This is a genomic window from Exiguobacterium sp. NPDC077395, assembly GCF_050269125.1.
GTDB classification, from domain to species: domain Bacteria; phylum Bacillota; class Bacilli; order Exiguobacteriales; family Exiguobacteriaceae; genus Exiguobacterium; species Exiguobacterium aestuarii_A.
Genome location: NZ_JBNNHU010000001.1, coordinates 1400229 through 1424376 on the forward strand (window position 1 = coordinate 1400229; position 24148 = coordinate 1424376).

The following is a 24148-nucleotide window of genomic DNA, read 5'->3' on the forward strand; positions in this document are numbered from 1 at the left end:
TTAGTCTCAATCCCCCACTCTTACTTTACTAATCAGTAATCGTCTAAGCTTCATTAGAATTTAATTAATTTTATTTCAGTCATATAAATTGATGGATCTAATTCTTCACTTTCAATTACGATAGCTGTTAATCCTCTATCTGTTTTCGTTTCATGCCACTCGTTCTTCGTCTAGAAAACATCATCTCCAGCTTGCACTTTAAAATATTCATCTTTTTCACCTCTAACGTAACCCTCACTCACCATAATGAGAAGAAGTTGGGGTGCAACTGCTTGATGATAACCGATGACACCACCCGGATCTAAATGCATACAACCAATATTAGAACCTTTTTCAGTTTGTATGATTCGTAACATCACAAAGTTCGAATTAAATATTGTGATCTTCTTACCAGTTTCATTATCAAATTAATAAAATATCATCGTACATCCCCTTACGAAATAAACTTTTATATAGTTTACCTCATTCATACCTAGAATCACATTGAATATATGCTAATTTGTAATATTTTGGTTTGATTAAGTATGATTCATCCTTTTTATTTAAAAGTATAAAGTTCAGATTTAATTCGACAAATAAAACAAAGGAGCATCGCCCCTTCTTTGGGACAATGCTCCTCTCCTTTGCATCGTGTGATTATTTCAGACACGAAAGAAACTCTTATTCTTTATCCTCAGCCGATTCTTCTGTTTCTTCAGAAGAGGTTTCTGATGCTTCCCCTTCAGATGAAGCTTCTTCCGATTCTTCTTCAACTTCTGCAACCGGCTCATTCACAGAGGCGATGTGCATATCTGGTTCAGAGACAATCGTGTACGATTTGTCTTCTGGAAGATCCGCTACCGTCACCGAGTCACCGATTTCGAGGTCTGACACGTCGAGTTCGATGCGTTCAGGGATGTTGGCAGGTGTCGCAGAAACCGTCACTTTATAGAGCGACTGAGCGAGATATCCACCTTCTTTGACACCTTTCGCGTCGCCGACGAGGACGATATCCGCTTCGACTTCTGTCTCTTCATCCATCTTCACAGCCATGAATTCAACGTGTTGATAGAAGTTTGTGAACGGATTTGTTTCCGATCCGTGCACGAGCGTATTGATTTTGTTTCCATCAAAATGGAGTTCAATCAAGGCGTTGTCACCATGGTCTCGAAGAATTTTACGAAGGTCCATCTCGTCAAACACGATTGGCGTGCTGTCTACTTTATAACCATAGACAACTCCTAACGCTTTTCCTTCGTTACGCAACTTCGTGCGTAGTGATCGTGGGCGTAATTCTCGCTTTGAAACTTGAAGTTTGTTCGTCATTTTCTTTTCCTCCTACATGGATATACATTTCATGTCGACATCTTGAGGGTGAGGCAGTGAAAAAGCCACCTCTCAACCTCGATGCGTTGAGTGACATGTGTATAGTTTTCCCATGAGGACTCGTAAATAAACGTGACATCGTATTAAAACAAGGTAACAAGACGATTACATGACGCGTTTGAACAACTTCTCGAGTTCGTACGTGCTCCACTTCACGAGAATGGGACGACCGTGCGGACAAGTGAAAGGAGAAGTCGTTCGACTAAGATCTTCAATCAATTGTCGCATCATGTCCATATTGAGTGGATAATTCGCTTTAATCGAGCGTTTACACGCCATGAGGATGGATGCTTCCTCACGATATTTCGCGATGTCAATCGAGCGTTGTTGAATGGCCATCTCCACTAGATCACGAATTGTACCCTCTAAGTCATGTTGCGGATACCATGTCGGAATCTCGCGCACGAGGAACGTGTTGCCGCCAAACGGTTCTAATGTGATACCAGCTTCCGATAGTAGCGGGAGCACTTCTTCGATGGCGAGCGTCTCTTCCTGTGTGAACTCCAACGTCAACGGAATCAACAGGAGTTGATACTCTTTTTCTGGACGTCCTAACTGCTCATAAAACAATTCATACTTGATGCGTTCCTGGGCAGCATGTTGGTCCATCACGTACATCCCGTCTTCCGCTCCACAGATGATATAACTCGAATGCAGTTGTCCGATGACGTCTAATGCTGGAAGACGTTCGGACTGAAGAACGGGTTCCTCGGCCTGTTCTGCCTGGAGCATCTCTGGCTCTGGTTCATGAACGAGCGGCGCCGGGTTCCACTGGGAAGGAGACGTGAGCGACTCTTTTCGCTCGCGAGGAATCGGATAATTCCACTCGACCGTGTCTACTTGTTTAGGTTGCGGTTCCATCGAGAAATCGAGTTTCGACTGTTCGGATGGTGTTTCTCGTTTTGGTTTTGGCTCTTGTTTAACAGACGGAATAAGACGTTGCTCACGGAGCGTCAATTGAACAGTCTCTCGAATGAGCTGGCACAATTCTTTTTCTTTCGACAAGCGCACTTCACGTTTCGTCGGATGGACGTTCACGTCAATCAACATCGGGTCCATCTTCACTTCGAGCACGGCAATCGGATAGCGACCAATCGGTAAGAGCGTATGGTAGCCTTCGAGCACGCTTTGTGTCAGTGCAAAGTTCTTGATGCTTCTGCCGTTTAAGATGAGGGTCACGTATTGTTTATTCGAACGAGTCACTTCCGGGCGCACGAGATGCGCGCTCAGTGTATAGTCGTTCGTTTTACTCGAGGCCGTGACGATTTGCGCGGCGACTTGGCGACCATAGATGGCGAGCATGACTTGTTTCAAGTCTCCGTTGCCGTTCGTTCGCAACAATTCTTTCTCTTCATGAAAGACGGTGAAGCGAATCTCTGGATGGGACAATGCCAAACGGTTCAACGTGTCGGTAATGCTCGCGAGTTCTGTCGCCGATGTCTTCAAATATTTCAGCCGTGCCGGTGTGTTGAAGAAGAGCTGACTGACCGCAATTTCGGTCCCGACGTTCGTCGCCGCCGGATTCGTCTCCTTGACGACACCGCCTTCAAGCGTCATCTCAAAACCGTCTTCATCTGCTCGTTTAGACTTCAACGAGACGTGACTGACCGACGCAATCGAGGCGAGTGCTTCCCCACGGAAACCGAGCGTCCGAATGCGAAACAAGTCGTGCTCGTCCCGAATCTTACTCGTCGCATGTCTCAAGAAGGCTCGCGCGGCGTCTTCTTCATGGAACCCATGCCCGTTGTCACGCACTTTGATGAGACGAATGCCCGCCTCTTGTAAGTCCACGTCCACTTTCGTCGCTCCCGCATCAATCGCATTCTCGACTAATTCTTTGACGACGGAAGCCGGTCGTTCGACGACCTCCCCGGCTGCGATTCGGTTCGCGAGTTGTTCCGGTAACTCTCGAATGATTCCCATCGACTCACCCTTTCTTTGCGGTCTGTTGCAGTTCGTAGAGCGCCTGCATCGCTTCGATTGGATTCATTGCCAATAAATCGAGTTTGAGCAGCTGTTCTCGAACAGCGTCATTCGACTCGAACAATGACAACTGACTGACTTCTTCCACTTGAGGTGGAGCAGGTTGCTCGTTCAAAGCAGGTTTCGTTGCTTCGGATTCGAGTTCTGACAGAATCGTCCGTGCCCGGTCAATCAATGAATCTGGGAGTTCGGCCAATTCCGCCACGTGAATCCCATATGATTTATCGGCACGTCCCGGATGCACTTCGTGGAGGAAGACGACTCGTCCATCCCGCTCAATCGCCCGGACATGGACGTTCTCAAGTGACGGAATCGAGTCCTCGAGCACCGTCAGTTCATGATAGTGCGTCGAGAAGAGTGTCTTCGCCCCAATAGACGAAGCAATATACTCTACAATTGCCTGTGCAAGTGCCATCCCATCATACGTTGACGTCCCTCGACCAATCTCATCCAATAGAATCAGACTATTGCTCGTCGCCTCGGTAACGGCTTGTCGCGTCTCGGTCATCTCGACCATGAACGTCGACTGTCCGCTCACCAAATCGTCCGCCGCACCGATCCGTGTAAAGATGCGGTCAAAGAGCGGGAGTTCCGCAGCTTCTGCCGGGACGAATGAACCGATTTGATGAAGGATCGCAATCAACGCAAACTGACGCATATATGTCGATTTACCGGACATGTTCGGTCCGGTGATGAGTAACATTTGACGTGTGTCGTCAAGCGTCAAGTCATTGGCGACATATTCGCCTCGCGGCAAGACCGTTTCAATGACAGGGTGACGCCCGCGTTCGATTTGTACATGCTTCGCTGTAATTGGACGCACATACTCCCGTTTCTCGGCTACGACGGCAAGGGCGAGTAGCACATCCAACTCACTGAGTGAACGGGCCAATTGTTGAAGGGCCTTCGTGTACGTCTTCACTTCTTCGCGAAGTGCGACAAACAAGTCATATTCGAGCGTACAGCTCTTCTCTTCCGCTCCTAAGATGAGGGCTTCCTTCTCTTTTAGCTCAGGCGTAATGTATCGTTCCGCATTCGTCAATGTCTGCTTCCGCTCATAACGCCCTTCTTCGAGCAACTTCGCATTCGCCTTCGTCACTTCCAAGTAGTAACCAAATACGCGGTTATAACCGACCTTTAGCGACTTGATGCCGGTCGCGATACGTTCCTGTTGTTCGAGGTTGGCAATCCACGATTTCCCGTTCGCTTTCGCTTCAAGTAGTTCATCGAGCTCTTCTGAATACCCGTGACGAATCATCCCGCCTTCTTTCGTCGAAATCGGAGGTGAGTCGACGAGGGCAGTCCGGAGCTGTTCACTCAACGTCTCGAACGAGTCGAGATTCTGTTCGATTTGCTGCAAGCGATCCGCCTTCACCGTTTGTAAGAGTGACCGGACAGAAGGCATCCGCTCGAGCGTGTCGCGAAGTTGGACGAGATCTCGCGCATTCGCTGTTCCGTACCCAACTTTAGCGACAAGACGTTCGATGTCATAGACTCGCTTCAACTCTTCCTGTAGTTGATCGCGCAACATGAAGTCGTCCACTAAGTTCTCCACGGCGTCTTGTCGCTCTTTGATGCCTTGTTCGGTATAAAGCGGTTGTTCGAGCCAGCGTTTCAACAAACGACCGCCCATCGCCGTCGTCGTCTCATCAAGGAGTGAGAGAAGTGACCCTTTCCGTTCTCCCGAACGAGCGGAACGGAACAGTTCAAGGTTTCGGGCCGTATTGGCGTCGAGCTGCATATGCTGTTCGACCTCATAGGCGACAGCCGGTTGCAAGTGATCGAGCGAACGCTTCTGTGTTTTCGTGAGATAAGCGAACAACAACTCAAATGCCGAGCGCTGCGCCTCGTCTTTCGCACCTTGCGCGAGTGGACTATCTCGCTTGTCCACTTGAATCGAAAGAGGAATCCCGGTCTGTCGTAACAAGTCAGCGAGTCGTTCATCCTCAACAATGACCTCGTTCGGGAGCAATCCTTCGATTTCCCGTAAGACGGCTTCTTCTGACGAGAGTGTCGTCAACCACGATTCCCCCGTCGTGACGTCACCCCTAGCAATTCCGAATCTGCCTGCGACGTCTGAGATGGCGACGAGATATCGGTTCTCTTTTTCGCTAAGTGACGCCATATATGTACCTGGCGTGATCACTTGGATGACTTCCCGTTTCACGAGCCCTTTCGTTGCCTTCGGATCCTCCGTCTGTTCACAGATGGCGACGTTAAAACCTTTTTCGATCAACTGTTCGATGTAGATTGCCGCGGAATGGTGCGGGACGCCGCACATCGGAATTGGATGCTCAGCCTGTTTCCCATTTTTAGAAGTGAGCGTTAGCTCTAACTCTTTCGCGACAATTTGCGCATCTTCAAAAAACAACTCGTAAAAGTCGCCGAGTCGATAGAATAAAAAGGCGTCCGGATAGTCTGCCTTGATGGAGAAATATTGTTTCATCATTGGTGTCTGATGGACTTCTTGCATGTTAATTCACCTCTAGAAAGTACAACAGCTGACCATCGGCCAGCTGTGTCGTTTTAGTATCCGCAGCCGCCGCGTGCTTGTTCAGCCGCCATGCCGCTCCCTGTCTTCCCTGCAAGGACGTCTCCGTCCGTCGATTCGATGATGCGATCCGTCACGGAGTTCGCGAGCGTGACCGTCACGTATTGAAGCAAATCGTTCACTTCAACTTGTGTCTCCTGGAACGCTTGAACGACCGGAATTGAATCGAGTTCTTCCATCGCTTTATCAATCTTTTGCTCGACCTTTGCAAGTGCTTCCGTCTTGCCATAGTGCTTACAGTTGACGGCTTCTTTTTGTAAGAACTTGATTCGTTTAATCAACGTCTGTACGCGGTCACTTCCGTTCACTTTCGCTTCCGCTTCTTTGAAACGCGCCACTTCTGGTGTTTGTGCTAATACGTCTGCCAATTCTCTTGCTTTTGCAATTACTTGTTGATCGGTCACCATTGTAAACCCCTTTATGTCTATGATGTAATCGTGCTCAAAGGCACGTGAATGTTCTTTCTCATTCTAACATGAACGATTCGGAAACGGTACTAGCGGGATTCGTTGATTCTCGTAACATATCGACGTGTGGAATACTATCTTCTTGATACACATCACTCGTCCGTTTGAAACCAAACGAGGCATAAAAAGGTTCCACATACGTCTGAGCTTGAAGATAGAGCGTCTCATGACCAAAATCCTTGATTGCCGCATCCATCAAGAGGCGAGAATACCCTTTGCCTCGATGCGTCGCTTTCGTGACGACACGTCCGATGGCGACTGGAGAGGCTTCCGTCAAAACACGAAGCGCAGAGACAATCTCTCCGTCTTCTTCAATCCAATAATGGATGGCTTGTTCATCTTTTCCATCGATTTCTTGATACGGACAGTTCTGTTCGACGACGAAAATCTCAGTCCGTAGCGCCAGTAAGCGATACAATTCCAATGTTGTCAGTTCATCAAATGCTTTTTTCTTCATCAATATCCCCCTAATCTATCGTCACCCCGAGTGCTCGGGCGACATGTAACCCGCTCGTCATTGCGCCAATCGTCCCCGCCCCTGGAAAGACGGTATCCCCGCATACATAAAAGTTCGGCAAGTCTGTGCGAAAACTCGCGGCATGGAACAACGCTTGGCTTGGTGTCTGGGCATACCCCCCGACTGCCCCATGCGGTCGCTTCGTATACTTTACCCATGCCCCTGGTCCACCAGGAAGGAGCAGTGACGATTCACGGTTCCATGCAGGGAACGCAGTGGCGACGACGTCGACTAGACGATTGGTCCAATCTTGTTCTAGTTTCTCATATGCCGCCCGGTCTTTCCAATGTTGCCATTCTGATAAATCGATATGTGTGGATACCGTAATGGTCCGTTCCGGTTTTTCTGTGCGCAACACGTCATCCGGCGCCGACATGGAAATGAACGCATGCCCACTCGGTAATCGCTCGTGATAGATTTGTTGAAATAGTGGTTGCTGTTGACAGACATCCTCAGGCAAGACGAGGTAGAGGCTGAACGTGCCCCATTGCGACTGCCTCAACTGTCTTCGATATTGCCGTTTGAAGCGTCGTTGTTCCTGTCCTTTGAGAAGTTCGCTCGTCCGCTCGATTGGGATGGCGGAAACAATCACATCGACCAGTTCAAGTCGTCCTCTTCGATCGGTGATGAGCCATCCATCCGTCACTCGTTCGATGGACTGGACGTCTCTCCCTAATTTCGTCTCGCCACCAAACGTTCGGACGGCGCGCTCTAACGCATGAGCCAATTGATACAGCCCACCTTCCACATAGTACGCTCCTTCGTGATAGACCGACAGCGCCACTGCACCGAGTAAATGACTCGCTTCTTTCGCACCGGTCTGCAAACTATCGAGCAGGACTCCATCAATAAATCGCTCGAACATCGTACCGTTTAATCCATGACGAGCCAACGTGTCACCGAGTGGCCGCTGGAGTTTCAGGAGCGCTGTGATTTGATTCGGTCGAAAACCTTTCAGCGCGTATACCATATCCGATGTCGTGCGAAACGGAAGTGCAGGTAACTGCTGAAACAACGGACGAATCTTCTCAAAGTCACCCCACACTTCACGATAAAACGCATGGATTGCCTCATAATGCTCTGAGAACACTCGACTGAGCTCATCAAGCAGACGTTCTCGGTCGCGATAGTAAGTGAGGGTGACGTCAGGCAGATGAATGTCCATCACCTCATCCAATAAAGTGACCTCGACCGATTCGTCCAATTTCTCAAAAACACGCTGATGGACTCCACCTTTTTCAAATCCCATTCCGAGCGTCGCTCCTGCCGGGAACAAGTAGTCACCCCGTTGAAACTTGCCGGCACATCCGCCCCATTCACGCGATGCTTCAAAGACGGTTACGACATGTCCTTTTTGTTGCGCGAGCGCAGCTGCCGTCAAGCCCGCAACACCTCCACCTATGACCCCGATTTTCATGTACATCCCTCCTATCTGTATCATACCTGCTCCTTTAAAAAATTGAAGAAATGAATCGGTTTTTGAGATTCCAGCGTTCTTTTAAAGGGAACTGATTCTCTTATGCAGAAATAGTTTACAGTCTGAAAAGGTAAGGTGATGAAAATGCGTAGTCGTGTCATGGTTTATTTATTGATTCCCATCCTCATCTTTATTGGTATACTGATTACCCCACCTTCCGAGGAATCGCTCAAGCTCGCGACGATGACCGTCGTCAGCATCCAGGAGATGATTCCTTATGAAAAAGAGTATACGGCACAGAAAGTGCTAGAAGAACGAACAGTAGACGGCAAATTCGCCATCATCGAAGAATGGCGTCTCGAGCAAGGAGCGAGAACGTCTTATAGTTATGTGCTCAGACTGAGAGGATTTGAACACGTGACTCAGATTGATGCAGGGGCAGCCAATACGAGATCGGACGGGTATTACGCGATGCAGGCGCATAGCCCTATTTTCGAGACCGACAAACCCGTGTCAACGAACTATCCGATTGTCATGTTCAGTTCGGAACAACGTCTCGTCATCGGACAGATGGATGTCCGGGTCATTTATGAAGAGGATGAGCAATTGAAGAAATGGATTGTATTGGAGGATGAGCAAGAATAGATGAGCAACTTACCGATTAATCGCAATACAAGCATGAAACGAATCCTCATCATCGGTTCAGGCGGTGCAGGAAAGTCAACACTTGCCCGTCAACTCGGGGAACGATTACACCTCGATGTCTATCATTTGGATGCTCTTATGTGGAGACCGGGATGGGTGATGGCACCGAGAGAGGAACGAATCGATATTCAACAACAACTCGTGAAAAAAGATCAATGGATCATCGATGGAAACTTCGGGAACACGCTCGATTTACGTTTACAGGCAGCAGATACCGTCATTTTGATTGACCTCCCGCGAATCGTTTGTGTATATCGCGTCCTCAAACGAGTCATCCGATATCGTGGTACGACGCGACCAGATATGGGCGCATCCTGTGAGGAAAAGCTCGATTTCGCATTCCTCAAGTGGGTTTGGAATTTTCCTGACGTTCAACGGCCACAACTGTTACGACAAATTCAACAACATCCAAAGCAACCGAATTTGATACACTTAAAATCGTCACGGGCAGTCAGAAACTACTTGAAATCAATCTAAAACGCTTTCATTTCAAAAGCGTTTTTCTTTTTAATATTTTTGTATTTTTATGCTTTACAATTAATAATTATACATATACACTTAGTCTCATCTACAACAGGGAGGCATTATACACATATGAAAAAATGGTTATTAGCAGGTACACTTATGTTAAGCGCGGCTTTACTCGGTGCATGTAGTCAAGAAACAGAAGGTGAAGCGACAGAGCAAAAAACACTCGTCATGGGGACGAGCGCCGATTACTTCCCATATGAATTTGTCGATACGGCAAACGGGGATGCGATTGTCGGATTTGATATTGAAATTGCAGAAACGATTACAGAACGTCTCGGTTACGAATTGAAAATTGAAGATATGGACTTCGGTAGCTTACTTGGGGCCTTGAACAGCGGGCGTGTCGACTTTGTCATGGCAGGGATGACACCAACAGAAGAGCGGAAAGAGAACGCCGACTTCTCAGACATCTATCTTTCCGCGACAAACTTGATTATGACAAAAGACGAGTCGCTTCAGGCAATCGTAGATTTGTCTGGTAAGAAAATCGGTGTCCAAACGGCTTCGATTCAAGAAAACATCGCAAAAGAACAAGCGCCTGACGCTGAACTCGTATCATTGAACAAGATCCCTGAAATCGTTCAAGAGTTGAATACAGGTCGAATCGATGCAATGGTCATCGAAGACACGGTCGCACAAAAGTATCTCGATCAAGACGACAGCTTCTATACATTCGCTTTAAAAGAGGATGGCGAAAAAGGATCAGCTGCTGCCTTCAAATTAGATGATGAGTTACGCGACCAGTTCAACGAAGAATTGAACAAGATGATGGAGTCTGGCGAAATCGATGAATTGGTGAAAAAATGGTTCTCGATGGAGCCAACTGAATGAGACAAGTCAAGCTGCCGATCTATCCCGTCGTTTATCCGACGGGACATCGGTTAAATCAAAATGAAAGTCAGTTCCCGTTACCTGACCGAATCAAGAGCCAGCTTGATTCGTTGACGTATCATGACTTACACGAATATCCGGTCGAACCAATCAATGAGTTGTTCGAACAATACGCTGCGTATGTCGGTGTGACACCTGAGCAACTGCTCGTTGGTTGTGGGAGTGATGAGATGATTCATGTCGTGACGCAAGCATTGCTCGCACCAAATGACATCGTCTTGTCCCCGGCACCTGACTTTTCGATGTATCCCGTCTTTACGACCATCGCCCACGGGCAACATGTTCAAGCCGTTGATTTATCATATGAGGCAATTGTAGAGGCAATCGAGACGCATCACCCGAAGCTTCTTCTTCTCTCGAACCCGAACAATCCAACCGGGAAGTTGTGGACCGTAGCAGAATTGATGCACCTCGCCTCACTCGTTCCGTACCTCGTGGTGGACGAGGCGTATATGGACTTCACACCGGATGGCAGCATGATTCCGTTCATTGCGAACCATCCGAATCTCATCGTGCTTCGCACGATGTCAAAAGCGTTTGGATTGGCAAACGTACGAATCGGATTCATGGTGACAAACAACGAACTCGCACACTATTTCCGTCAATTCATCCCACCGTTCAACATTAGCGGGGTGAGTGCAAAGATTTGTAACATCTTCTTAAAAGATGCGACTTATCTTCAAGAAACAATCGAATGGCATGACGAGATGCGTCAAAAGTGGGCATCCGCATTTAATTCAATTGGTCATGTCTACCCTGCCTCGACAAACTTTTTGTACATCGAACTCGAGCAACCTGAAGCGGTATGGACGCATTTGACCGCATTGAACGTACACACGTCGAAACAACCGACGGGCATTCGAGTGACCATCGGTGACGAAGCGGCACTTCAGCTTGCACATACAGCAATCCAGCAATTCATAGAAACAAGTCACGTAAAAAACTCCTGAACCTCGTGTTCAGGAGTTTTTCTCAGTCGATCGTTTTGATCACGCGCGCCGGGTTTCCTCCCACGACCGTCCGTGGTGGCACATCTTTTGTGACGACGGCACCAGATGCGATGACTGCCTCATCACCAATCTTCACCCCCGGATTGATGATGGCCCCTCCACCAATCCACACCCGGTTCCCGATTGTCACAGGTTTTCCGAACTCATACCCAGAGATGCGCTCAATCGGGTCAATCGGATGTGTCGCTGTATAGATATGTACACCCGGTGCAAGCATACAGTCATCCCCGAAAGTGATCGGACAGATGTCAAGGAAGACACAGTCAAAGTTCGCATAGAATCGTTCACCTAAGTGTATATTGTACCCGTAATCACACTTGAAGTTCGGTTCGATATAATACGACTCTTTCGTCGATCCGAGTAAAGTATCAAGAATTTCTTTCCTTTCACCCAAGTCATCAATCCCGGAACGATTGAATCGCTCGGTCAATCGCCGGGCATGCTTCCGGTCTGCGACGAGCGTCTCATCACCAGCTAAATATAATTCACCACGAATCATCTTCTCTTTTTCCGTCATCATGATCCCTCCTTACACTCAGTATAGAGGATTTTCAAATCATTTAGGGAATAGAGATAAGGATGAGCAGAAGGAGGAAGATGTGATGAAACGTATTTTAGAGTGTCGGGCAAGTGATTTTATCACGTTTAATCGTCAAGATTTAGTCGGGTCGATTCGAAAAGCAGAAGGACGAACGGTCATGGCGGAGGTCATCCCGACGGTGCAACCGCTCTACCCAGAAGTCACGAATGCAGAACTGGCAAGAGCGTTCGGCGCCGACTTGATTTTATTGAACATGTTAGATGTGTTCCATCCTTACATTAAAGGACTTGAAAGTCACGCGCTGTTCGGCGACATGCCAGGTGAGGAGATGAGTGACCATCCGATTTTGGAACTAAAGCGATTGATCGGGTTACCGATTGGAGTCAATTTAGAGCCTGTCGACTTTTCAGAGAAATCGTCTGAAATGAATGAAGTGAAACGAGGTAGACTCGCTTCAGTCGAAGCGTTCCAAATAGCGTCTGAACTCGGGATCGATTTTGTTTGTCTGACAGGTAACCCGAATACCGGGGTCACGAATGAAGCAATCGAACAAGCCATCATCCGGGGACGTCGTGAATTCGCTGGCGCTATCATTGCCGGGAAGATGCATCAGGCCGGTGTCGGCAGCGTATTAGATCGCGACGCATACATCCGCTTCGTTGAAGCAGGGGCAGACATCATTCTTCTACCGGCTCCAGGAACCGTTCCGGGTGTCCGTGAAGAGGCATTCCACGAACTCGTACAAGAACTGCAAGCACTCGGCGCACTCACGTTAGCCGCAATCGGGACATCTCAAGAAGGGGCCGATGTGGCGACTGTTCGCGAGATCGCACTCTCTTCAAAGCGCGGGGGCGCAGATATCGTTCATATCGGTGACGCCGGATTGTCTGGGATTGCCGTACCAGAGAACATTCAGGCACTTTCAATTGCCATTCGCGGGCGACGTCATACATACATTCGCATGGCTGCCTCGGTCAATCGTTGACACAAAAAAGGAAGGAGACGCGCTCCTTCCTTTTGTTTTACCATTCCGTGACGTCTCGACGAGGCTTCGCCGGCGTCGTCGTGCCGTGACGTTTGGCAAGTAACGCTTCCACATCTTCTAAGCGCACACCTTTAGCCGCCAATAAGACGAGCAGGTGATACAGAAGGTCGGCCGATTCTTCGACCAAATCTTCGTCCGTCATTGCGGCAATGACGACTTCGAACGATTCTTCACCGAACTTCTTCGCAATTTTTTCAACGCCTTGTTCAAACAAATACGTCGTATATGAACCTTCTTTTGGTTCATTTTTTCTGGACTCGATCAATTGCTCCAATTCATGAATCATACGTTCACCTCCGTAAAGAAACAGCTTCGATTACCGGTATGACACGTCGGACCGTTCGCATGGACACGAACGAGAAGCGCATCCTGGTCACAGTCGACATGGATACTGACGACGTCAAGTGTGTTGCCGCTCGTCTCCCCTTTCATCCAAAGCCTACCTTTTGAACGAGACCAGAACGTTACGACCCGCTCACGTAGCGTTTGACGGATGGCCTCATCGTTCATATATCCGAGCATGAGAACGGCCCCGTCTTCTTCTGAGACGATGATGGCGGGAATCAATCCATTTTCGTCGAAACGAACCGCATCGGCAAGTTGTGACTCGTGCATACGTGCTTCACCTCTTCTACTGTCGTTTTTCGGTCATGTAAGATGGAGGCAAGTAGTGCGGCATCGACCTTCTCGAGCGCTTCGACTACGTGCTCGGCATTCCCCGCCCCACCTGAGGCGATAATCGGAATGTCGACGACTTCGCGAAGTTGTTCTAAAATCGCAAGGTCATATCCGCTTTGCTTTCCGTCTTGGTTCATGGACGTGACAAGAAGTTCACCTGCTCCGAGTGCGGCCACTTGTTTCGCCCATTCGACCGCTAATAGTTCTGTCTTCTGTTTACCGCCATATGTGTACACATAGTATTCCCCGTCTTCAAATTTCACGTCGATCGCAACGACGATACATTGTGACCCGAAACGATCGGCCGCTTCTCGAATAAGACTTGGGGATTCGACAGCGAGCGTGTTCAACGATACTTTATCTGCTCCTGCTTTTAACAATGACGAAATGTCATCAAGTGAACGAATCCCTCCGCCGACCGTCAACGGGATGAATACTTTCCGTGCCACTGCACTGACGACATCGAGCATCGTCTGGCGGCGTTCCGTACTTGCCGTGATGTCGAGAAAGACGAGTTCATCGGCTCCGGACTCATCATAATATTTTGCGATTTCGACCGGATCACCGATGTCTCGTAGTTGAACGAATTCGATCCCTTTGACGACACGGCCTTCCTTCACATCGAGACATGGAATAATTCTGCGTTTAAGCATAACGCGCCTCCCATTCAATCAGTTCATCGATACTTACTTTACCAGACAGAAGTGCTTTCCCGACGACGGCCTCATCAATCTTAGCCATCTTTAGTTCCTTCACGTCCTCTTCAGTCGTCACACCGCCTGAAGCAATCAGTGTGACGTTGACGATTTGGCGTAGCGCCTTCATGCGCGCGACGTTCGGTCCGTTCAGTTTTCCGTCAGATCCGATGTCCGTATATAGAATCGTCTCAATCCCTCGCTTGACAAGATCTTGAGCGACCGAGATGTCATCGAGCTTCGTCGCTTCTTGCCATCCGTTAATGGCGACCTTTCCGTCATATGCATCGAGTGCCACAGCAACTCGTTTGCCATACTTTTCAATCGCCTTGTCTAAAAAGTCAGGATCTGTAAACGCCTTTGTTCCTAAGAGGACACGGTCGGCACCTGTATCCATGACCGCATCGAGTGAGGCTTCTGAACGAATCCCACCACCTGTCTGTACGAGGAAGCCAAGAGACTTCGCATAACGGACGACATCTAAGTGACGCGGTTCGCCTGCCTTAGCCCCTTCTAAGTCAATCAAGTGAATCATCGGCACTTTCCCTTGCCACGCTTTTAATAATTCATACGGGTCACCGTATTGTTCTTCCGTCGAAAAATCGCCTTCCGTCAAACGGACAATCTTGCCTCCAATCAAATCAATGGCGGGTAGTAATTTCACGCTCGACCGCCTCCTTCCATTCTTGAAGTAAACTGAGACCGAACGCCCCACTTTTTTCTGGGTGAAACTGCATGCCCGTGACGAGTCCTTTTTGAACAATCGCAGGAACACGCTCTCCCATATAATCCGCTTCCGCCACGATATAGGCATCGTCCGTCACGGCGTGATAAGAGTGAACAAAGTAGACGTCCTCATCGCGAAGAATCGAGTTCCATCCAACGTGTGGAAGACGCTTCGCGCGCATTCGCTCAACCGTTCCCGGAATCAACCCGAGACCTTTCGTCGGCATGCCTTCCGTGCTCGAATCAAACAAGAGCTGCATCCCAAGACAGATCCCTAAAAACGGCTTTTCCGTCGCCATCTTTTGTAATAGCGGGATGAGCCCCGTCTGTTCGAGTGATTGCATCGCTTGCGGGAAAGCACCGACCCCAGGAAGTAAAATGGCGTCCGCTTCTTCAATTTGGCTTGCCTCATTCGTAATCACGACGTAGCAACCGATGGCCTGCAACGCACGTTCGACGTTGAATACGTTACCCATCCCATAATCGATGACCGCTACTTTCATCCTTCAATCCATCCTTTCGTAGAAGGGAGACGATCCGTCCCATCGCTCGAGACCGCCTCAGCGAGTGCTCGTCCGAACGCTTTGAACAACCCTTCAATCATGTGGTGTGAGTTCGATCCATATAGGACCGCGAGGTGAAGCGTGAGTCGACCGTTCATGGCAACCGCCCGGAAGAATTCCTCAGCGAGCTCGGTATCAAAATCCCCAAGCTTCGGATTGCGAATATCCGCCTGATAGACAAGGAAGGGACGTCCTGACACATCGACGACCGCTCGCGCTAACGTCTCGTCCATCGGCATATAACTCGATCCGTAGCGGCGAATCCCGACTTTGTCTCCGAGAGATTTGGCGATAAGTTGACCGAGCGCAATCCCCACATCTTCCACTGTATGGTGGGCATCGACCCATGTATCTCCTTCGACTTTCACCTCTAAGTCCATCTGACTGTGAAAGGCAAGTAACGTCAACATGTGGTCAAAAAAACCGACTCCTGTTTGGATGGTGCTTTCTCCTGTACCATCTAGATTGACTCGAATCTCAATTTTTGTCTCTTTCGTCTCACGCTTTAGTTCAGCTGTTCTCAACAGAATTCACCTCTTCAATCGTTTGTCGGATATAGGCATACGCCTCATCTGTCCCTGCACTGACACGTAATCCATCCGGAAACGCACGTACATGGACGCCTTTTTCAAGGAAGCGGGATGCCCACCCTTCACTGTCATCGGTTTTTACATAGATAAAGTTGGCACGACTCGGTAAAATCTCACCGATCGGTCGTAACAACTCAGTTAATTTCTCACGTTGCGCCGTGTGGAACTGAATCGACTCTTGGATATACGTCTCATCACGCAATACAACGTTGGCGACCGCGGCACTGAGTCCACTCACGTTGAACGGCGAACGGAACCGGTCGATCTGTTCGATGATTTCTTCTGACGCAATCATGAATCCAATTCGAAGGTTCGCAAGACCGAACGCTTTTGATAACGTCCGTAAAATGATGACGTTCGGATGCTCGTTCAAGCGAGACACAAATGAATCCTCCATCGTGAAATCGATATAGGCTTCATCCACAACGAGATAAGGGACACTTGTCGCAATGTCCGACAATTCTTCAAGTGTCCACATCTTACCGGTTGGGTTATTTGGATTCGAAATCAGAACGAGCTTCGGCTCATTCGTTTGAATGAGTTCGGTTAGCGCATCGTAACTCAATCCATGCTTCTCCAGTTGCATGAAGTGCCCTCTCGCAATCTGTGTGTATATGCCATACATCGAGAAGTCTGGGGCCGGTGCGACCACACGGTCTTCCGTATCTAAAATAGCCTGACTCAGAATGGCCAACAGCTCGTCGCTTCCACTTCCGACCATCAGTTGCGTCGTCTCGACTCCCGCATAGTTCGCATAACTCGCTTTTAAGGCAAGCAATTCTTCGACCGGATAACGGCTGAGCGCCTCGAGTGAAACGTCTCGAATAGCTCGTTCAAGCCGCTCTGGTAACGGATATTGACTTTCATTTTGATTGAGCGCGTACCCTGATACGGCATGGGGCACATATCGCGGGATGTTCTGATAATTTCGTCTCATACGTCCTCCATCCGAACAGCCATCGCACGGGCATGTCCTTCTAATTGTTCTTGTTTTGCGATTCGAATTGCAGCCTTTGTGATCGCCTCATCAAGCTCTGTCATCTCAAGGAACGTCTGACGGCGATAAAAGTCATCGACGGACAATCCGCTCGAGAATCGCGCCGTCCCACTTGTCGGAAGGACATGGTTCGGTCCTGCGATATAATCCCCAAACGCTTCCGCCGCCTCGTGACCGAGGAAGAAAGACCCGCCGTGACGTATCGCACCCATCAACGTTTCAGGATTTTTGACGGCCAACTGGACGTGCTCCGCAGCCATCGTGTTCGCGTACTCGATGGCATCTTCTAGTGATCGAACGATGACTCCGCCACGTTTCAATGATTCCCTGGCAATCTCTTGTCGTGGTAAGAGCGAAAGTTGACGCTCAAGTTCTTGGTCTACTTCATCACGAAGCGTTTCTGTCGTGACGAGTGCGATTGCCGTCGCTTCTACGTCATGTTCTGCTTGTGCGAGAAGATCCGCCGCGACCCACTTCGGATTTGCCGTTTCATCTGCAATGATCAGCACTTCGGACGGTCCCGCTACAGAGTCGATCCCGACGATGTGCGAGACGAGCGCCTTCGCCGTCGCGACATACGCATTTCCGGGTCCGACAATCTTATCGACCGGACGAATCGTTTCTGTCCCATATGCGAGTGCGGCAACGGCTTGCGCGCCTCCGACCAGAAAACACTCATCAGCACCTGCGATTTTTGCTGCAATCAAGAGGGATATGTCGATCCCATCTGCTTTTGGTGGGGTGACCATGACGACTCGTTTGACACCGGCCACTTTCGCCGGAATGATATTCATCAGGACGCTCGACGGATAGACGGCTGTCCCACCCGGTACGTAAACACCGACCGAATCGAGCGGCATATAACGTCTTCCGAGTCGGAACATCGCATCTTCGAACACATCATCTTGACGTACTTGATGCGCGTGAAAGGCGCGAATTCGTTCTGCCGCTAAGGTTAACGCTTCCGTCAGTTCAGCATACGCTGCCGGCGGGGTAAAGCGAGACAAATCGACAGACTCGATTTGGTCGACCCCATCGAATTGACGCGTCCATTCAAGGAGTGCTTCATCTCCGCGTGCCTCAACCGCTTCTACGATTGGTTTGACCGCTTCCGCCCAAGCTTCTCGCCGTGATCGATTCGTTTCTGTACTCATGCATTCTCCTCCTGACTCAGCTTTCGAATCCATGCCTTTAATTCGTCAGGCTGCTCTGCCAAAGCCGTTTCGCTCGTGATGAATTTTGCATTGATTGAAAAAATTGTTTCATATTCCTCTAAGTCATTCGCTGCTAACGTCGCACCTGTCTCAACGATATCGACGATGCAATCCGCTAGTCCTGTTAACGGAGCGAGCTCCACAGACCCATTCAACGCGATGACTTCTACGTTTTGTCGCTTTGACGCGAAGTGTGAGATGGCGATGTTCGGATATTTACTCGCCACTTTTAATTTCTTTGTGCCATTACGTCGAACTTTCGGACCACATACGGCCATCCGACAGCGTCCAAACGGTAAGTCGACGACTTCAAGTACACCTGGCGTTTTCTCTCGTAAAATATCTCCACCAACAATTCCGACATCAGCCGCTCCGTGCATCACATATTTATAGACGTCGTCCCCTTTGACGAAAATAAATTCATGATCTCCTGCTTTTACTGTGAGTTCACGTCCCCGCTTCTCTGGCCAAACGGGTAAATCACGTTCGACAAAAAATTGACGAGCTGCTTTTTCGATTCGTCCTTTCGCGACCGCTACCTTCATTTGATCACCTCATCTAACTGTTCTAAATCGAGTGACATGCCGAACGCTCGTCTTGAGTGTCCGAAATGACCATATAGTGAATCGTATCGACCCCCTGAAAGGACACGCTTTCCTTCTACACTTCCCGTCACGGTCAAACCTGAATAGTAATCAAAATCTCCCGTTTGACCGAAATCATACGATACGTCTAGACCGATTGCACGCAAATGTTGTACGGCCTCATCGACTTCATCGATGGCATCGTTTAGAGATTCTGGTGCCTCAGCCCGTAATTCTTCGAGCGCTGAATTCCCAATTAAAAATGGTAGTTTTGCAATCAATGGATAGCGATACGTTTCGGCTAACTCACGTAGCGATTCTAAATTTCGAAGTGCTAAGATTTTTCGGAATGTCCGTTCTTGAATGCCTGTCTCTTTCGCGATGAGCGAGATGACAGCCGCTGATCCGATTTTGATTGTCAAACGCTCAGTAGGCAGGACTCCTTCCGTCATATCGAGAAATGATTCGATAAGATGACTGTCCTTCATTTCCCCGTCGACCCACTCGAGTCCAAGCTGTTGTCGTTCATGTGGTTGACCGGAATGCTTGATCGTCCGACGATAGACGGCCCCAGCGTATGCGACACGCATCGGTTCATGACCGTCTGCTAATTTTCTTGCGATTTGCAATGTATAGTCAGGGCGCATGACGAGAAGTTCCCCGTCATTCCCGAATAAACGATAATAGGCCGACTCGTCAAAGAGCGCCAAATTTTGATAGTGCGAATAGTATTCGAGTAACGGCGGGTCGATGACAGCATAACCGCTCGCCTCTGCCTTTTCTAAAAATGACAGCATCCACCGCTTTGGTCGAATGACATCTCCTGATTGTAGTTCATACCATCCTTCTGGAATTGAACCTTTCGAATTTGACCAAATCATGATAACCACCCTTTATCTTATTATCACTTTACCAAACTAAAGTAGTGTGTTAAATTTATCAAACAGAGAAACACCTGTCAACCAATTGAACTGAAAAGGACGTGTAACGGATGTTTAACTTTACCCATGATGGCCATGTGCATACCCCATTTTGTCCACACGGCACAAAAGACCCGATTGAACAGTATATTCAAGTCGGGATTGAAAAAAACCTGCAAACGATGACGTTCACAGAACACGCACCGTTCCCACAGGCATTTATCGATCCGGTGCCGAATCAAGACTCCGCGATGTCGATTGACCTCCTTCCTGACTACCTTAATACGTTGCATCAGATGAAAAGTCAGTATCAAGAGGTCATTGACATTAATGTAGGACTAGAAGTCGACTTGTTACCACATCTAGAAGAAGAGACGATTGCTTTGTTAAAATCATATGCTCCCCTTCTTGATGAAGTCATCTTGTCCCAACACTTTTTATTGGTAGATGGTGTGTATATGCCGATAGATTATTCTGCTGAAACGTTTGATGACCTCGTTCAAGCGCTCGGTTCATTTGAAAACGTGATGAAAGCTTATTATGACTCGATTGAACGTAGTCTTAGCTTTCCATGGGAAACGATTCAAGTCGCTCGGATTGGACACATCGACTTACCGATCAAATATCAAAAAAATTATGACTGGGATCGTTCAGCAGTCAGACAAGAGGAAGAACGTCTCTTGCGAGCGATTGCCGGCAGAGGATTCGGTCTCGATTTTAATACCGCCGGACTTAGAAAGCCTGATTGTGGTGAGCCATACGTCGCAGGACTCGCCAAATATGCGAGCCAATTGAATATCCCTTTCACGTTAGGATCAGATGCTCACCTCGCTAAAGATGTAGCAGCTGGATTCGACATCATTGCACAAAAAAAAGCCACGTTCCTATGAACGTGGCTTTTTGACAGCGATCTAGCTATCTAGATCCCCATGCTTATGTTTGACAACGATATGGCGTTCCATTTCTTCATCTGTAAATATCATACCATAACGAAGAATAGATGCAACAAAAAATTGGGTGAAATGGTTCACCCAATTAAAATCACATCGCTGCGTATAAAGTTTTCAAGTCGTTTGTCGCTGCCTCATCCATTTGGAGGGCTACAAGTTCAACATATTGAAGGGCAGGATCTTGATCTTTTGATAAAGCAACGATTTCAGCGGCTGCCTTATCGAGTGCTAACAAAATGCCTGACACCCCGAGTGTCGGATAGTAACGAAGAAGTGCACGGACATGCTTAATCTCAGAAACTTCATTTCCATTGATGGTCAACGATTTGACTGCCAATTCCTGATGCATGCCAATCGCAAATTTATCTTCCCATACTTCTTCAAGTGTGATTAACGCTTCTACTTCATATGCACCATCTGTAAAGCGAACGTGTTTTTCCATGAACAAATTCCCCTCTCCTGAATCTACTTTTATTATATAAAAGATTTTAAAGAGTATATTGTGAAATGTTGAACATTATGTGTAAAGTTTGTCTCACTTCATTTTGAACAACAAAAAAGGCCCCTCCGTAGAGGGGCGAATAATGGAAGAGTAAAACACCATTGGCAGTACATTAATAATATATCATCTAATGAAAACGTTTACAATGTATTTTTGTACATTTTTTCAAGTGGCATATGTAACACTTCGATCCCACTCTCACGCATTAATTCTAATCCATCACCATGCTCATATCCGACCGCATAGACGACGCGGGCGACGCGCGCTGCAATCAGAGCAAGAGAGCAGGCATGACACGGTGAATGAGTGACGTAGGCCGTTGCACCGAACGCATTCGTCGAATCGGCAGCCAATTTTCCGATCGCATTGATTTCGGCATGAATCTCATGTTGTTTCGACCAGTGATGATGATCATACGGGTCTGTACATTTGATATATGTCACACCATCCCGGATGAGCCGAGCGGGCTCATTGATCATATCGAGATCCGACGATGAAACATAATCAGCATGCTTATAGAACCCGTCTTCTTGCTTGATATAAATCTCATTACAATTCGTATGACCAGAAGGTGTACCATTCAGACCAATTGAAATCGGTTTTTCATCTTTTACGATGACACAAGCAACACTTTTCGATGCACACTTCGAATGTCGTTCTGCCATCATATCGGCGAACAATAGCCACGTCTCGTCCCACAATCGTTGTTTCTCCATATAAGCCCCTCCTCGTAGAAAAGGAAAGTCTGATTGCTCAGACTTCCCTTCTTAATATCCTGTATCTTTTGGCAGTTCTTTATTTTTTGAGGCAATCTCAATGACTTTCTCTTTGAGTTCATGCTCCATCCGGTCGAGTTCACGTTCAGCGTCACGACGCTTTTGTTTACCTTCTTGTTGAATGCGTAACGTTTCATCAAGTGTCGAGAGTAAATTCTCGTGGGCGACTTTTAGGGATTCCACAGAGACAATGCCTTTTTCATTTTCTTGAGCGATTTCAATCGAAGAGTCTTTGAGCATCTTCGAGTTCTGCTCAAGCAACTGATTGGTCGTCTTCGTCACGTCCTGTTGCATACGAAGTGCCGTCTTCTGACGCGTCAAACTGAGCGCGAGAACGACTTGGTTCTTCCAAAGCGGAATCGTATTGACGACCGCTGACTCGATTTTCTCAGCGAGGATTTGGTTGTTCTGTTGGATGACTCGGATTTGTGGCGCCATTTGTAGGCTGATGGTACGGCTCAATTTCAAATCGTGTAGCTTCTTCTCAAACCGATCTGCCAATTGAATCATATCGTTCAACTGTTGAAGTTTAGACTGATCTTTTGAAATTTCGACTTCTTGACGAAGTGGCGCGATTTCATGTTCACGTACATGATCAAGTTTCGTTTCACCCGCAGCGATATAGACGTTCAACTCTTCGAAATACCGCTTATTCTTATCATACATTTGATCGAGCATCGTGATGTCTTTCATTAGACCGAACTTCGCACGATCGAGGTTATGGATGACCTCTTCCAAATAGACGTTCATTTTTTCGAATTGAAGCTTATAGTTTTCGGCTTTCTTCTTTGCACGACCGATGAGCGGGATGTTGTCCATAAAACTCTTTTTCTCCGGTTGAAGCATGTCCGGGTCCATCTTTCGGACGTTCTGCATTAAGTCAGACAAGAGTTTCCCCGCATCCCCGCCATCTTTCATTCGAACTTCCGTCAGAATTTGGTCAGAGAATTGTGAAAGTTCACGTTGAACGTTCGAGCCAAACAACATGACCGAATCTGTCTTTTTAATATCAATCGACTCCGCCAATCGTGTAATTCGCTCACGGTGCTCTTGAGGCACGTCTGGCTTGGCTTGGATGGCAGGTACTTCGTGAGGTTGTGAAACAGATGACCATTCCACAGATGGGTCGCTAAATCCCTCTGTTTCTGTTTTCGTTTTCGTATCAGATGTCAGCTCTTCTTCCGGCCATGACTGCCAGTTCGTTTCATTCGATGAAGTCATGTTTCTTTCTCCCTTCCGGCTGATCAGATAAGACTCGCTCCATCATGATCAGTTCGCGTTCGAAGTCTACGGCGTCATCTTCAAGAAGACGTCCGCGTTGTTCTTTAAATTTATCGACAATTAGTCGCATATTCGTGATTAATTGCTCTCGAGTCTCTTCTTGAATGACGACTCGTTTTCCTTCAAGTTCTTTAAATTTCAAGACGACCGAGACGAGGGAATCTAAGTAGAATGTGAACAAGTCTCGAACATGTTTTGCGTCTTGTGGATTTTCGAAAAGTTCTTCGAACAATTCGTGTGCTTCTTTGGAGACAGCTTTCATCTCACGCCTTACTTCCACATCTTTGATTTCAGGAAGGACGCGGTCAATCTGTTGCAGCTTTTCATATCCTTGTTCAATCGTACGTTGCAAAAATTGAAGTTCTAAATCGTCCGTCGCTTCAAATTGACGCGCCGGGACGGGTTCTTCAATCGGCTTGAGGATTCTTGAACCTGAGAATGGTTCGTCCTCATCGAGCAACAGTTTTTTCTTGGCACGTTTCGCGACCATTGTCGGTGTTCGTTGACGATTTTTGCGCTTGTTCGTCGACCAGACTTCATTCAAGACGAGCGCCCCTACTATGATGAATAACCAGGAGAAATCGAATACGTTGATGGCAAAGTATATGACTGCCCCTGTCAGGGCCCATTTCATCCATGTTTTCATTCT

General features: G+C 47.9%; 25 protein-coding genes and 2 pseudogenes. 6 read left to right on the plus strand and 21 right to left on the minus strand.

Annotated elements, in window-relative coordinates; translation table 11 throughout:
- Positions 1–53: 53 nt before the first annotated feature.
- From ACQKD4_RS07195 to ACQKD4_RS07225, 7 genes and pseudogenes are all read right to left on the minus strand, one after another.
- A pseudogene (locus ACQKD4_RS07195) lies at positions 54–383 on the minus strand (cupin).
- Positions 384–660: 277 nt separating this feature from the next.
- Entirely contained in the window at positions 661–1305 is a 645-nt protein-coding gene (locus ACQKD4_RS07200; protein ID WP_427372918.1) for a 50S ribosomal protein L25/general stress protein Ctc, read from the minus strand.
- Positions 1306–1470: 165 nt separating this feature from the next.
- Complete coding sequence (gene mutL / locus ACQKD4_RS07205) at positions 1471–3288, minus strand: DNA mismatch repair endonuclease MutL (protein WP_427372919.1); 1818 nt, start codon at positions 3286–3288, stop codon at positions 1471–1473.
- 4 nt (positions 3289–3292) lie between these two features.
- A complete protein-coding gene (gene mutS, locus ACQKD4_RS07210; protein ID WP_427372921.1) occupies positions 3293–5821 on the minus strand; it encodes a DNA mismatch repair protein MutS in 2529 nt (842 codons plus the stop codon).
- A gap of 53 nt (positions 5822–5874) precedes the next feature.
- Positions 5875–6306, minus strand: coding sequence for a RicAFT regulatory complex protein RicA family protein (locus ACQKD4_RS07215; protein WP_012726155.1), 432 nt, complete (start codon positions 6304–6306; stop codon positions 5875–5877).
- Between the two features lie 58 nt (positions 6307–6364).
- Positions 6365–6823, minus strand: a complete 459-nt coding sequence (locus tag ACQKD4_RS07220; RefSeq protein WP_427372922.1) for a GNAT family N-acetyltransferase — start codon at positions 6821–6823, stop codon at positions 6365–6367.
- 10 nt (positions 6824–6833) lie between these two features.
- Positions 6834–8369: a phytoene desaturase family protein gene (locus ACQKD4_RS07225; RefSeq protein WP_427373284.1), complete on the minus strand. Its 1536-nt coding sequence runs from the start codon at positions 8367–8369 to the stop codon at positions 6834–6836.
- 69 nt (positions 8370–8438) lie between these two features.
- Between ACQKD4_RS07225 and ACQKD4_RS07230 the strand changes: the two genes are divergently transcribed.
- The 4 genes from ACQKD4_RS07230 (at position 8439) to ACQKD4_RS07245 (ending at position 11377) form a co-directional block, all read left to right on the plus strand.
- Positions 8439–8945 carry a hypothetical protein gene (locus ACQKD4_RS07230; protein ID WP_427372923.1) on the plus strand — a complete coding sequence of 169 codons (507 nt, stop codon included), beginning with the start codon at positions 8439–8441 and terminating at the stop codon, positions 8943–8945.
- 33 nt (positions 8946–8978) lie between these two features.
- Positions 8979–9482: a DNA topology modulation protein gene (locus ACQKD4_RS07235; protein WP_427373285.1), complete on the plus strand. Its 504-nt coding sequence runs from the start codon at positions 8979–8981 to the stop codon at positions 9480–9482.
- A 117-nt stretch (positions 9483–9599) separates the two neighbouring features.
- On the plus strand, positions 9600–10367 hold the full coding sequence (locus tag ACQKD4_RS07240; RefSeq protein ID WP_427372924.1) for a transporter substrate-binding domain-containing protein: 768 nt from the start codon (positions 9600–9602) through the stop codon (positions 10365–10367).
- Positions 10364–11377 carry a pyridoxal phosphate-dependent aminotransferase gene (locus tag ACQKD4_RS07245; RefSeq protein WP_427372925.1) on the plus strand — a complete coding sequence of 338 codons (1014 nt, stop codon included), beginning with the start codon at positions 10364–10366 and terminating at the stop codon, positions 11375–11377. The genes ACQKD4_RS07240 and ACQKD4_RS07245 overlap by 4 nt, the downstream gene beginning before the upstream one ends.
- A 22-nt stretch (positions 11378–11399) precedes the next feature.
- Here the strand turns inward: ACQKD4_RS07245 and ACQKD4_RS07250 are convergent, their stop codons facing one another.
- Positions 11400–11954 (minus strand): maltose acetyltransferase domain-containing protein, encoded by a 555-nt coding sequence (locus tag ACQKD4_RS07250; protein ID WP_427372927.1) that lies wholly within the window; start codon positions 11952–11954, stop codon positions 11400–11402.
- A gap of 85 nt (positions 11955–12039) precedes the next feature.
- Between ACQKD4_RS07250 and ACQKD4_RS07255 the strand changes: the two genes are divergently transcribed.
- Complete coding sequence (locus ACQKD4_RS07255; RefSeq protein ID WP_427372928.1) at positions 12040–12963, plus strand: haloacid dehalogenase-like hydrolase; 924 nt, start codon at positions 12040–12042, stop codon at positions 12961–12963.
- A gap of 37 nt (positions 12964–13000) precedes the next feature.
- On the opposite strand, the pseudogene hisIE reads toward ACQKD4_RS07255, so the two are convergent.
- From hisIE to ACQKD4_RS07300, 9 genes and pseudogenes are all read right to left on the minus strand, one after another.
- A pseudogene (gene hisIE, locus ACQKD4_RS07260) lies at positions 13001–13638 on the minus strand (bifunctional phosphoribosyl-AMP cyclohydrolase/phosphoribosyl-ATP diphosphatase HisIE).
- Positions 13587–14354 (minus strand): imidazole glycerol phosphate synthase subunit HisF, encoded by a 768-nt coding sequence (gene hisF / locus ACQKD4_RS07265; RefSeq protein WP_214692002.1) that lies wholly within the window; start codon positions 14352–14354, stop codon positions 13587–13589. Before hisF ends, hisIE begins: the two are co-directional and overlap by 52 nt.
- Positions 14347–15060, minus strand: coding sequence for a 1-(5-phosphoribosyl)-5-[(5-phosphoribosylamino)methylideneamino]imidazole-4-carboxamide isomerase (hisA, locus tag ACQKD4_RS07270; protein WP_427372930.1), 714 nt, complete (start codon positions 15058–15060; stop codon positions 14347–14349). Before hisA ends, hisF begins: the two co-directional genes overlap by 8 nt.
- Complete coding sequence (gene hisH, locus ACQKD4_RS07275) at positions 15038–15625, minus strand: imidazole glycerol phosphate synthase subunit HisH (RefSeq protein WP_427372931.1); 588 nt, start codon at positions 15623–15625, stop codon at positions 15038–15040. Before hisH ends, hisA begins: the two co-directional genes overlap by 23 nt.
- Positions 15622–16209 (minus strand): imidazoleglycerol-phosphate dehydratase HisB, encoded by a 588-nt coding sequence (gene hisB / locus ACQKD4_RS07280; protein ID WP_427372932.1) that lies wholly within the window; start codon positions 16207–16209, stop codon positions 15622–15624. Before hisB ends, hisH begins: the two co-directional genes overlap by 4 nt.
- A complete protein-coding gene (locus ACQKD4_RS07285; RefSeq protein WP_427372933.1) occupies positions 16196–17212 on the minus strand; it encodes a pyridoxal phosphate-dependent aminotransferase in 1017 nt (338 codons plus the stop codon). The genes hisB and ACQKD4_RS07285 overlap by 14 nt, the downstream gene beginning before the upstream one ends.
- Complete coding sequence (gene hisD / locus ACQKD4_RS07290) at positions 17209–18426, minus strand: histidinol dehydrogenase (RefSeq protein ID WP_427372934.1); 1218 nt, start codon at positions 18424–18426, stop codon at positions 17209–17211. The genes ACQKD4_RS07285 and hisD overlap by 4 nt, the downstream gene beginning before the upstream one ends.
- Positions 18423–19031 carry an ATP phosphoribosyltransferase gene (hisG, locus tag ACQKD4_RS07295; protein ID WP_214691980.1) on the minus strand — a complete coding sequence of 203 codons (609 nt, stop codon included), beginning with the start codon at positions 19029–19031 and terminating at the stop codon, positions 18423–18425. The genes hisD and hisG overlap by 4 nt, the downstream gene beginning before the upstream one ends.
- On the minus strand, positions 19028–19951 hold the full coding sequence (locus ACQKD4_RS07300) for an ATP phosphoribosyltransferase regulatory subunit (RefSeq protein WP_214783576.1): 924 nt from the start codon (positions 19949–19951) through the stop codon (positions 19028–19030). Before ACQKD4_RS07300 ends, hisG begins: the two co-directional genes overlap by 4 nt.
- A gap of 110 nt (positions 19952–20061) precedes the next feature.
- Here ACQKD4_RS07300 and hisJ point away from each other — a divergent pair, with 110 nt between their 5' ends.
- Positions 20062–20880 carry a histidinol-phosphatase HisJ gene (gene hisJ, locus ACQKD4_RS07305; protein ID WP_427372935.1) on the plus strand — a complete coding sequence of 273 codons (819 nt, stop codon included), beginning with the start codon at positions 20062–20064 and terminating at the stop codon, positions 20878–20880.
- Between the two features lie 151 nt (positions 20881–21031).
- Here hisJ and ACQKD4_RS07310 read toward each other — a convergent pair whose 3' ends face one another.
- From ACQKD4_RS07310 to ACQKD4_RS07325, 4 genes are all read right to left on the minus strand, one after another.
- Positions 21032–21382, minus strand: a complete 351-nt coding sequence (locus ACQKD4_RS07310) for a hypothetical protein (RefSeq protein ID WP_074034584.1) — start codon at positions 21380–21382, stop codon at positions 21032–21034.
- A gap of 200 nt (positions 21383–21582) precedes the next feature.
- Entirely contained in the window at positions 21583–22158 is a 576-nt protein-coding gene (locus ACQKD4_RS07315) for a deoxycytidylate deaminase (protein ID WP_214783582.1), read from the minus strand.
- 51 nt (positions 22159–22209) lie between these two features.
- Positions 22210–23439, minus strand: a complete 1230-nt coding sequence (locus ACQKD4_RS07320) for a toxic anion resistance protein (RefSeq protein ID WP_074034586.1) — start codon at positions 23437–23439, stop codon at positions 22210–22212.
- The gene (locus ACQKD4_RS07325; protein WP_214691961.1) at positions 23423–24145 is read right to left on the minus strand and encodes a 5-bromo-4-chloroindolyl phosphate hydrolysis family protein; all 723 of its coding nucleotides are present in this window, start codon (positions 24143–24145) and stop codon (positions 23423–23425) included. The genes ACQKD4_RS07320 and ACQKD4_RS07325 overlap by 17 nt, the downstream gene beginning before the upstream one ends.
- Positions 24146–24148: the final 3 nt, after the last annotated feature.

Excerpts from the sequence above, each read along its gene's own strand:
- ACQKD4_RS07200 (WP_427372918.1), bottom strand. The coding sequence starts at position 1,305 with ATGACGAACAAACTTCAAGTTTCAAAGCGAGAATTACGCCCACGATCA.
- mutL (WP_427372919.1), bottom strand. The coding sequence starts at position 3,288 with ATGGGAATCATTCGAGAGTTACCGGAACAACTCGCGAACCGAATCGCA.
- mutS (WP_427372921.1), bottom strand. The coding sequence starts at position 5,821 with ATGCAAGAAGTCCATCAGACACCAATGATGAAACAATATTTCTCCATC.
- ACQKD4_RS07215 (WP_012726155.1), bottom strand. The coding sequence starts at position 6,306 with ATGGTGACCGATCAACAAGTAATTGCAAAAGCAAGAGAATTGGCAGAC.
- ACQKD4_RS07220 (WP_427372922.1), bottom strand. The coding sequence starts at position 6,823 with ATGAAGAAAAAAGCATTTGATGAACTGACAACATTGGAATTGTATCGC.
- ACQKD4_RS07230 (WP_427372923.1), top strand. The coding sequence starts at position 8,439 with ATGAAAATGCGTAGTCGTGTCATGGTTTATTTATTGATTCCCATCCTC.
- ACQKD4_RS07235 (WP_427373285.1), top strand. The coding sequence starts at position 8,979 with ATGAAACGAATCCTCATCATCGGTTCAGGCGGTGCAGGAAAGTCAACA.
- ACQKD4_RS07240 (WP_427372924.1), top strand. The coding sequence starts at position 9,600 with ATGAAAAAATGGTTATTAGCAGGTACACTTATGTTAAGCGCGGCTTTA.
- ACQKD4_RS07245 (WP_427372925.1), top strand. The coding sequence starts at position 10,364 with ATGAGACAAGTCAAGCTGCCGATCTATCCCGTCGTTTATCCGACGGGA.
- ACQKD4_RS07250 (WP_427372927.1), bottom strand. The coding sequence starts at position 11,954 with ATGACGGAAAAAGAGAAGATGATTCGTGGTGAATTATATTTAGCTGGT.
- ACQKD4_RS07255 (WP_427372928.1), top strand. The coding sequence starts at position 12,040 with ATGAAACGTATTTTAGAGTGTCGGGCAAGTGATTTTATCACGTTTAAT.
- hisF (WP_214692002.1), bottom strand. The coding sequence starts at position 14,354 with ATGCTTAAACGCAGAATTATTCCATGTCTCGATGTGAAGGAAGGCCGT.
- hisH (WP_427372931.1), bottom strand. The coding sequence starts at position 15,625 with ATGAAAGTAGCGGTCATCGATTATGGGATGGGTAACGTATTCAACGTC.
- ACQKD4_RS07285 (WP_427372933.1), bottom strand. The coding sequence starts at position 17,212 with ATGAGACGAAATTATCAGAACATCCCGCGATATGTGCCCCATGCCGTA.
- hisD (WP_427372934.1), bottom strand. The coding sequence starts at position 18,426 with ATGAGTACAGAAACGAATCGATCACGGCGAGAAGCTTGGGCGGAAGCG.
- hisG (WP_214691980.1), bottom strand. The coding sequence starts at position 19,031 with ATGAAGGTAGCGGTCGCGAAAGGACGAATCGAAAAAGCAGCTCGTCAA.
- ACQKD4_RS07300 (WP_214783576.1), bottom strand. The coding sequence starts at position 19,951 with ATGATTTGGTCAAATTCGAAAGGTTCAATTCCAGAAGGATGGTATGAA.
- hisJ (WP_427372935.1), top strand. The coding sequence starts at position 20,062 with ATGTTTAACTTTACCCATGATGGCCATGTGCATACCCCATTTTGTCCA.
- ACQKD4_RS07310 (WP_074034584.1), bottom strand. The coding sequence starts at position 21,382 with ATGGAAAAACACGTTCGCTTTACAGATGGTGCATATGAAGTAGAAGCG.
- ACQKD4_RS07315 (WP_214783582.1), bottom strand. The coding sequence starts at position 22,158 with ATGGAGAAACAACGATTGTGGGACGAGACGTGGCTATTGTTCGCCGAT.
- ACQKD4_RS07320 (WP_074034586.1), bottom strand. The coding sequence starts at position 23,439 with ATGACTTCATCGAATGAAACGAACTGGCAGTCATGGCCGGAAGAAGAG.
- ACQKD4_RS07325 (WP_214691961.1), bottom strand. The coding sequence starts at position 24,145 with ATGAAAACATGGATGAAATGGGCCCTGACAGGGGCAGTCATATACTTT.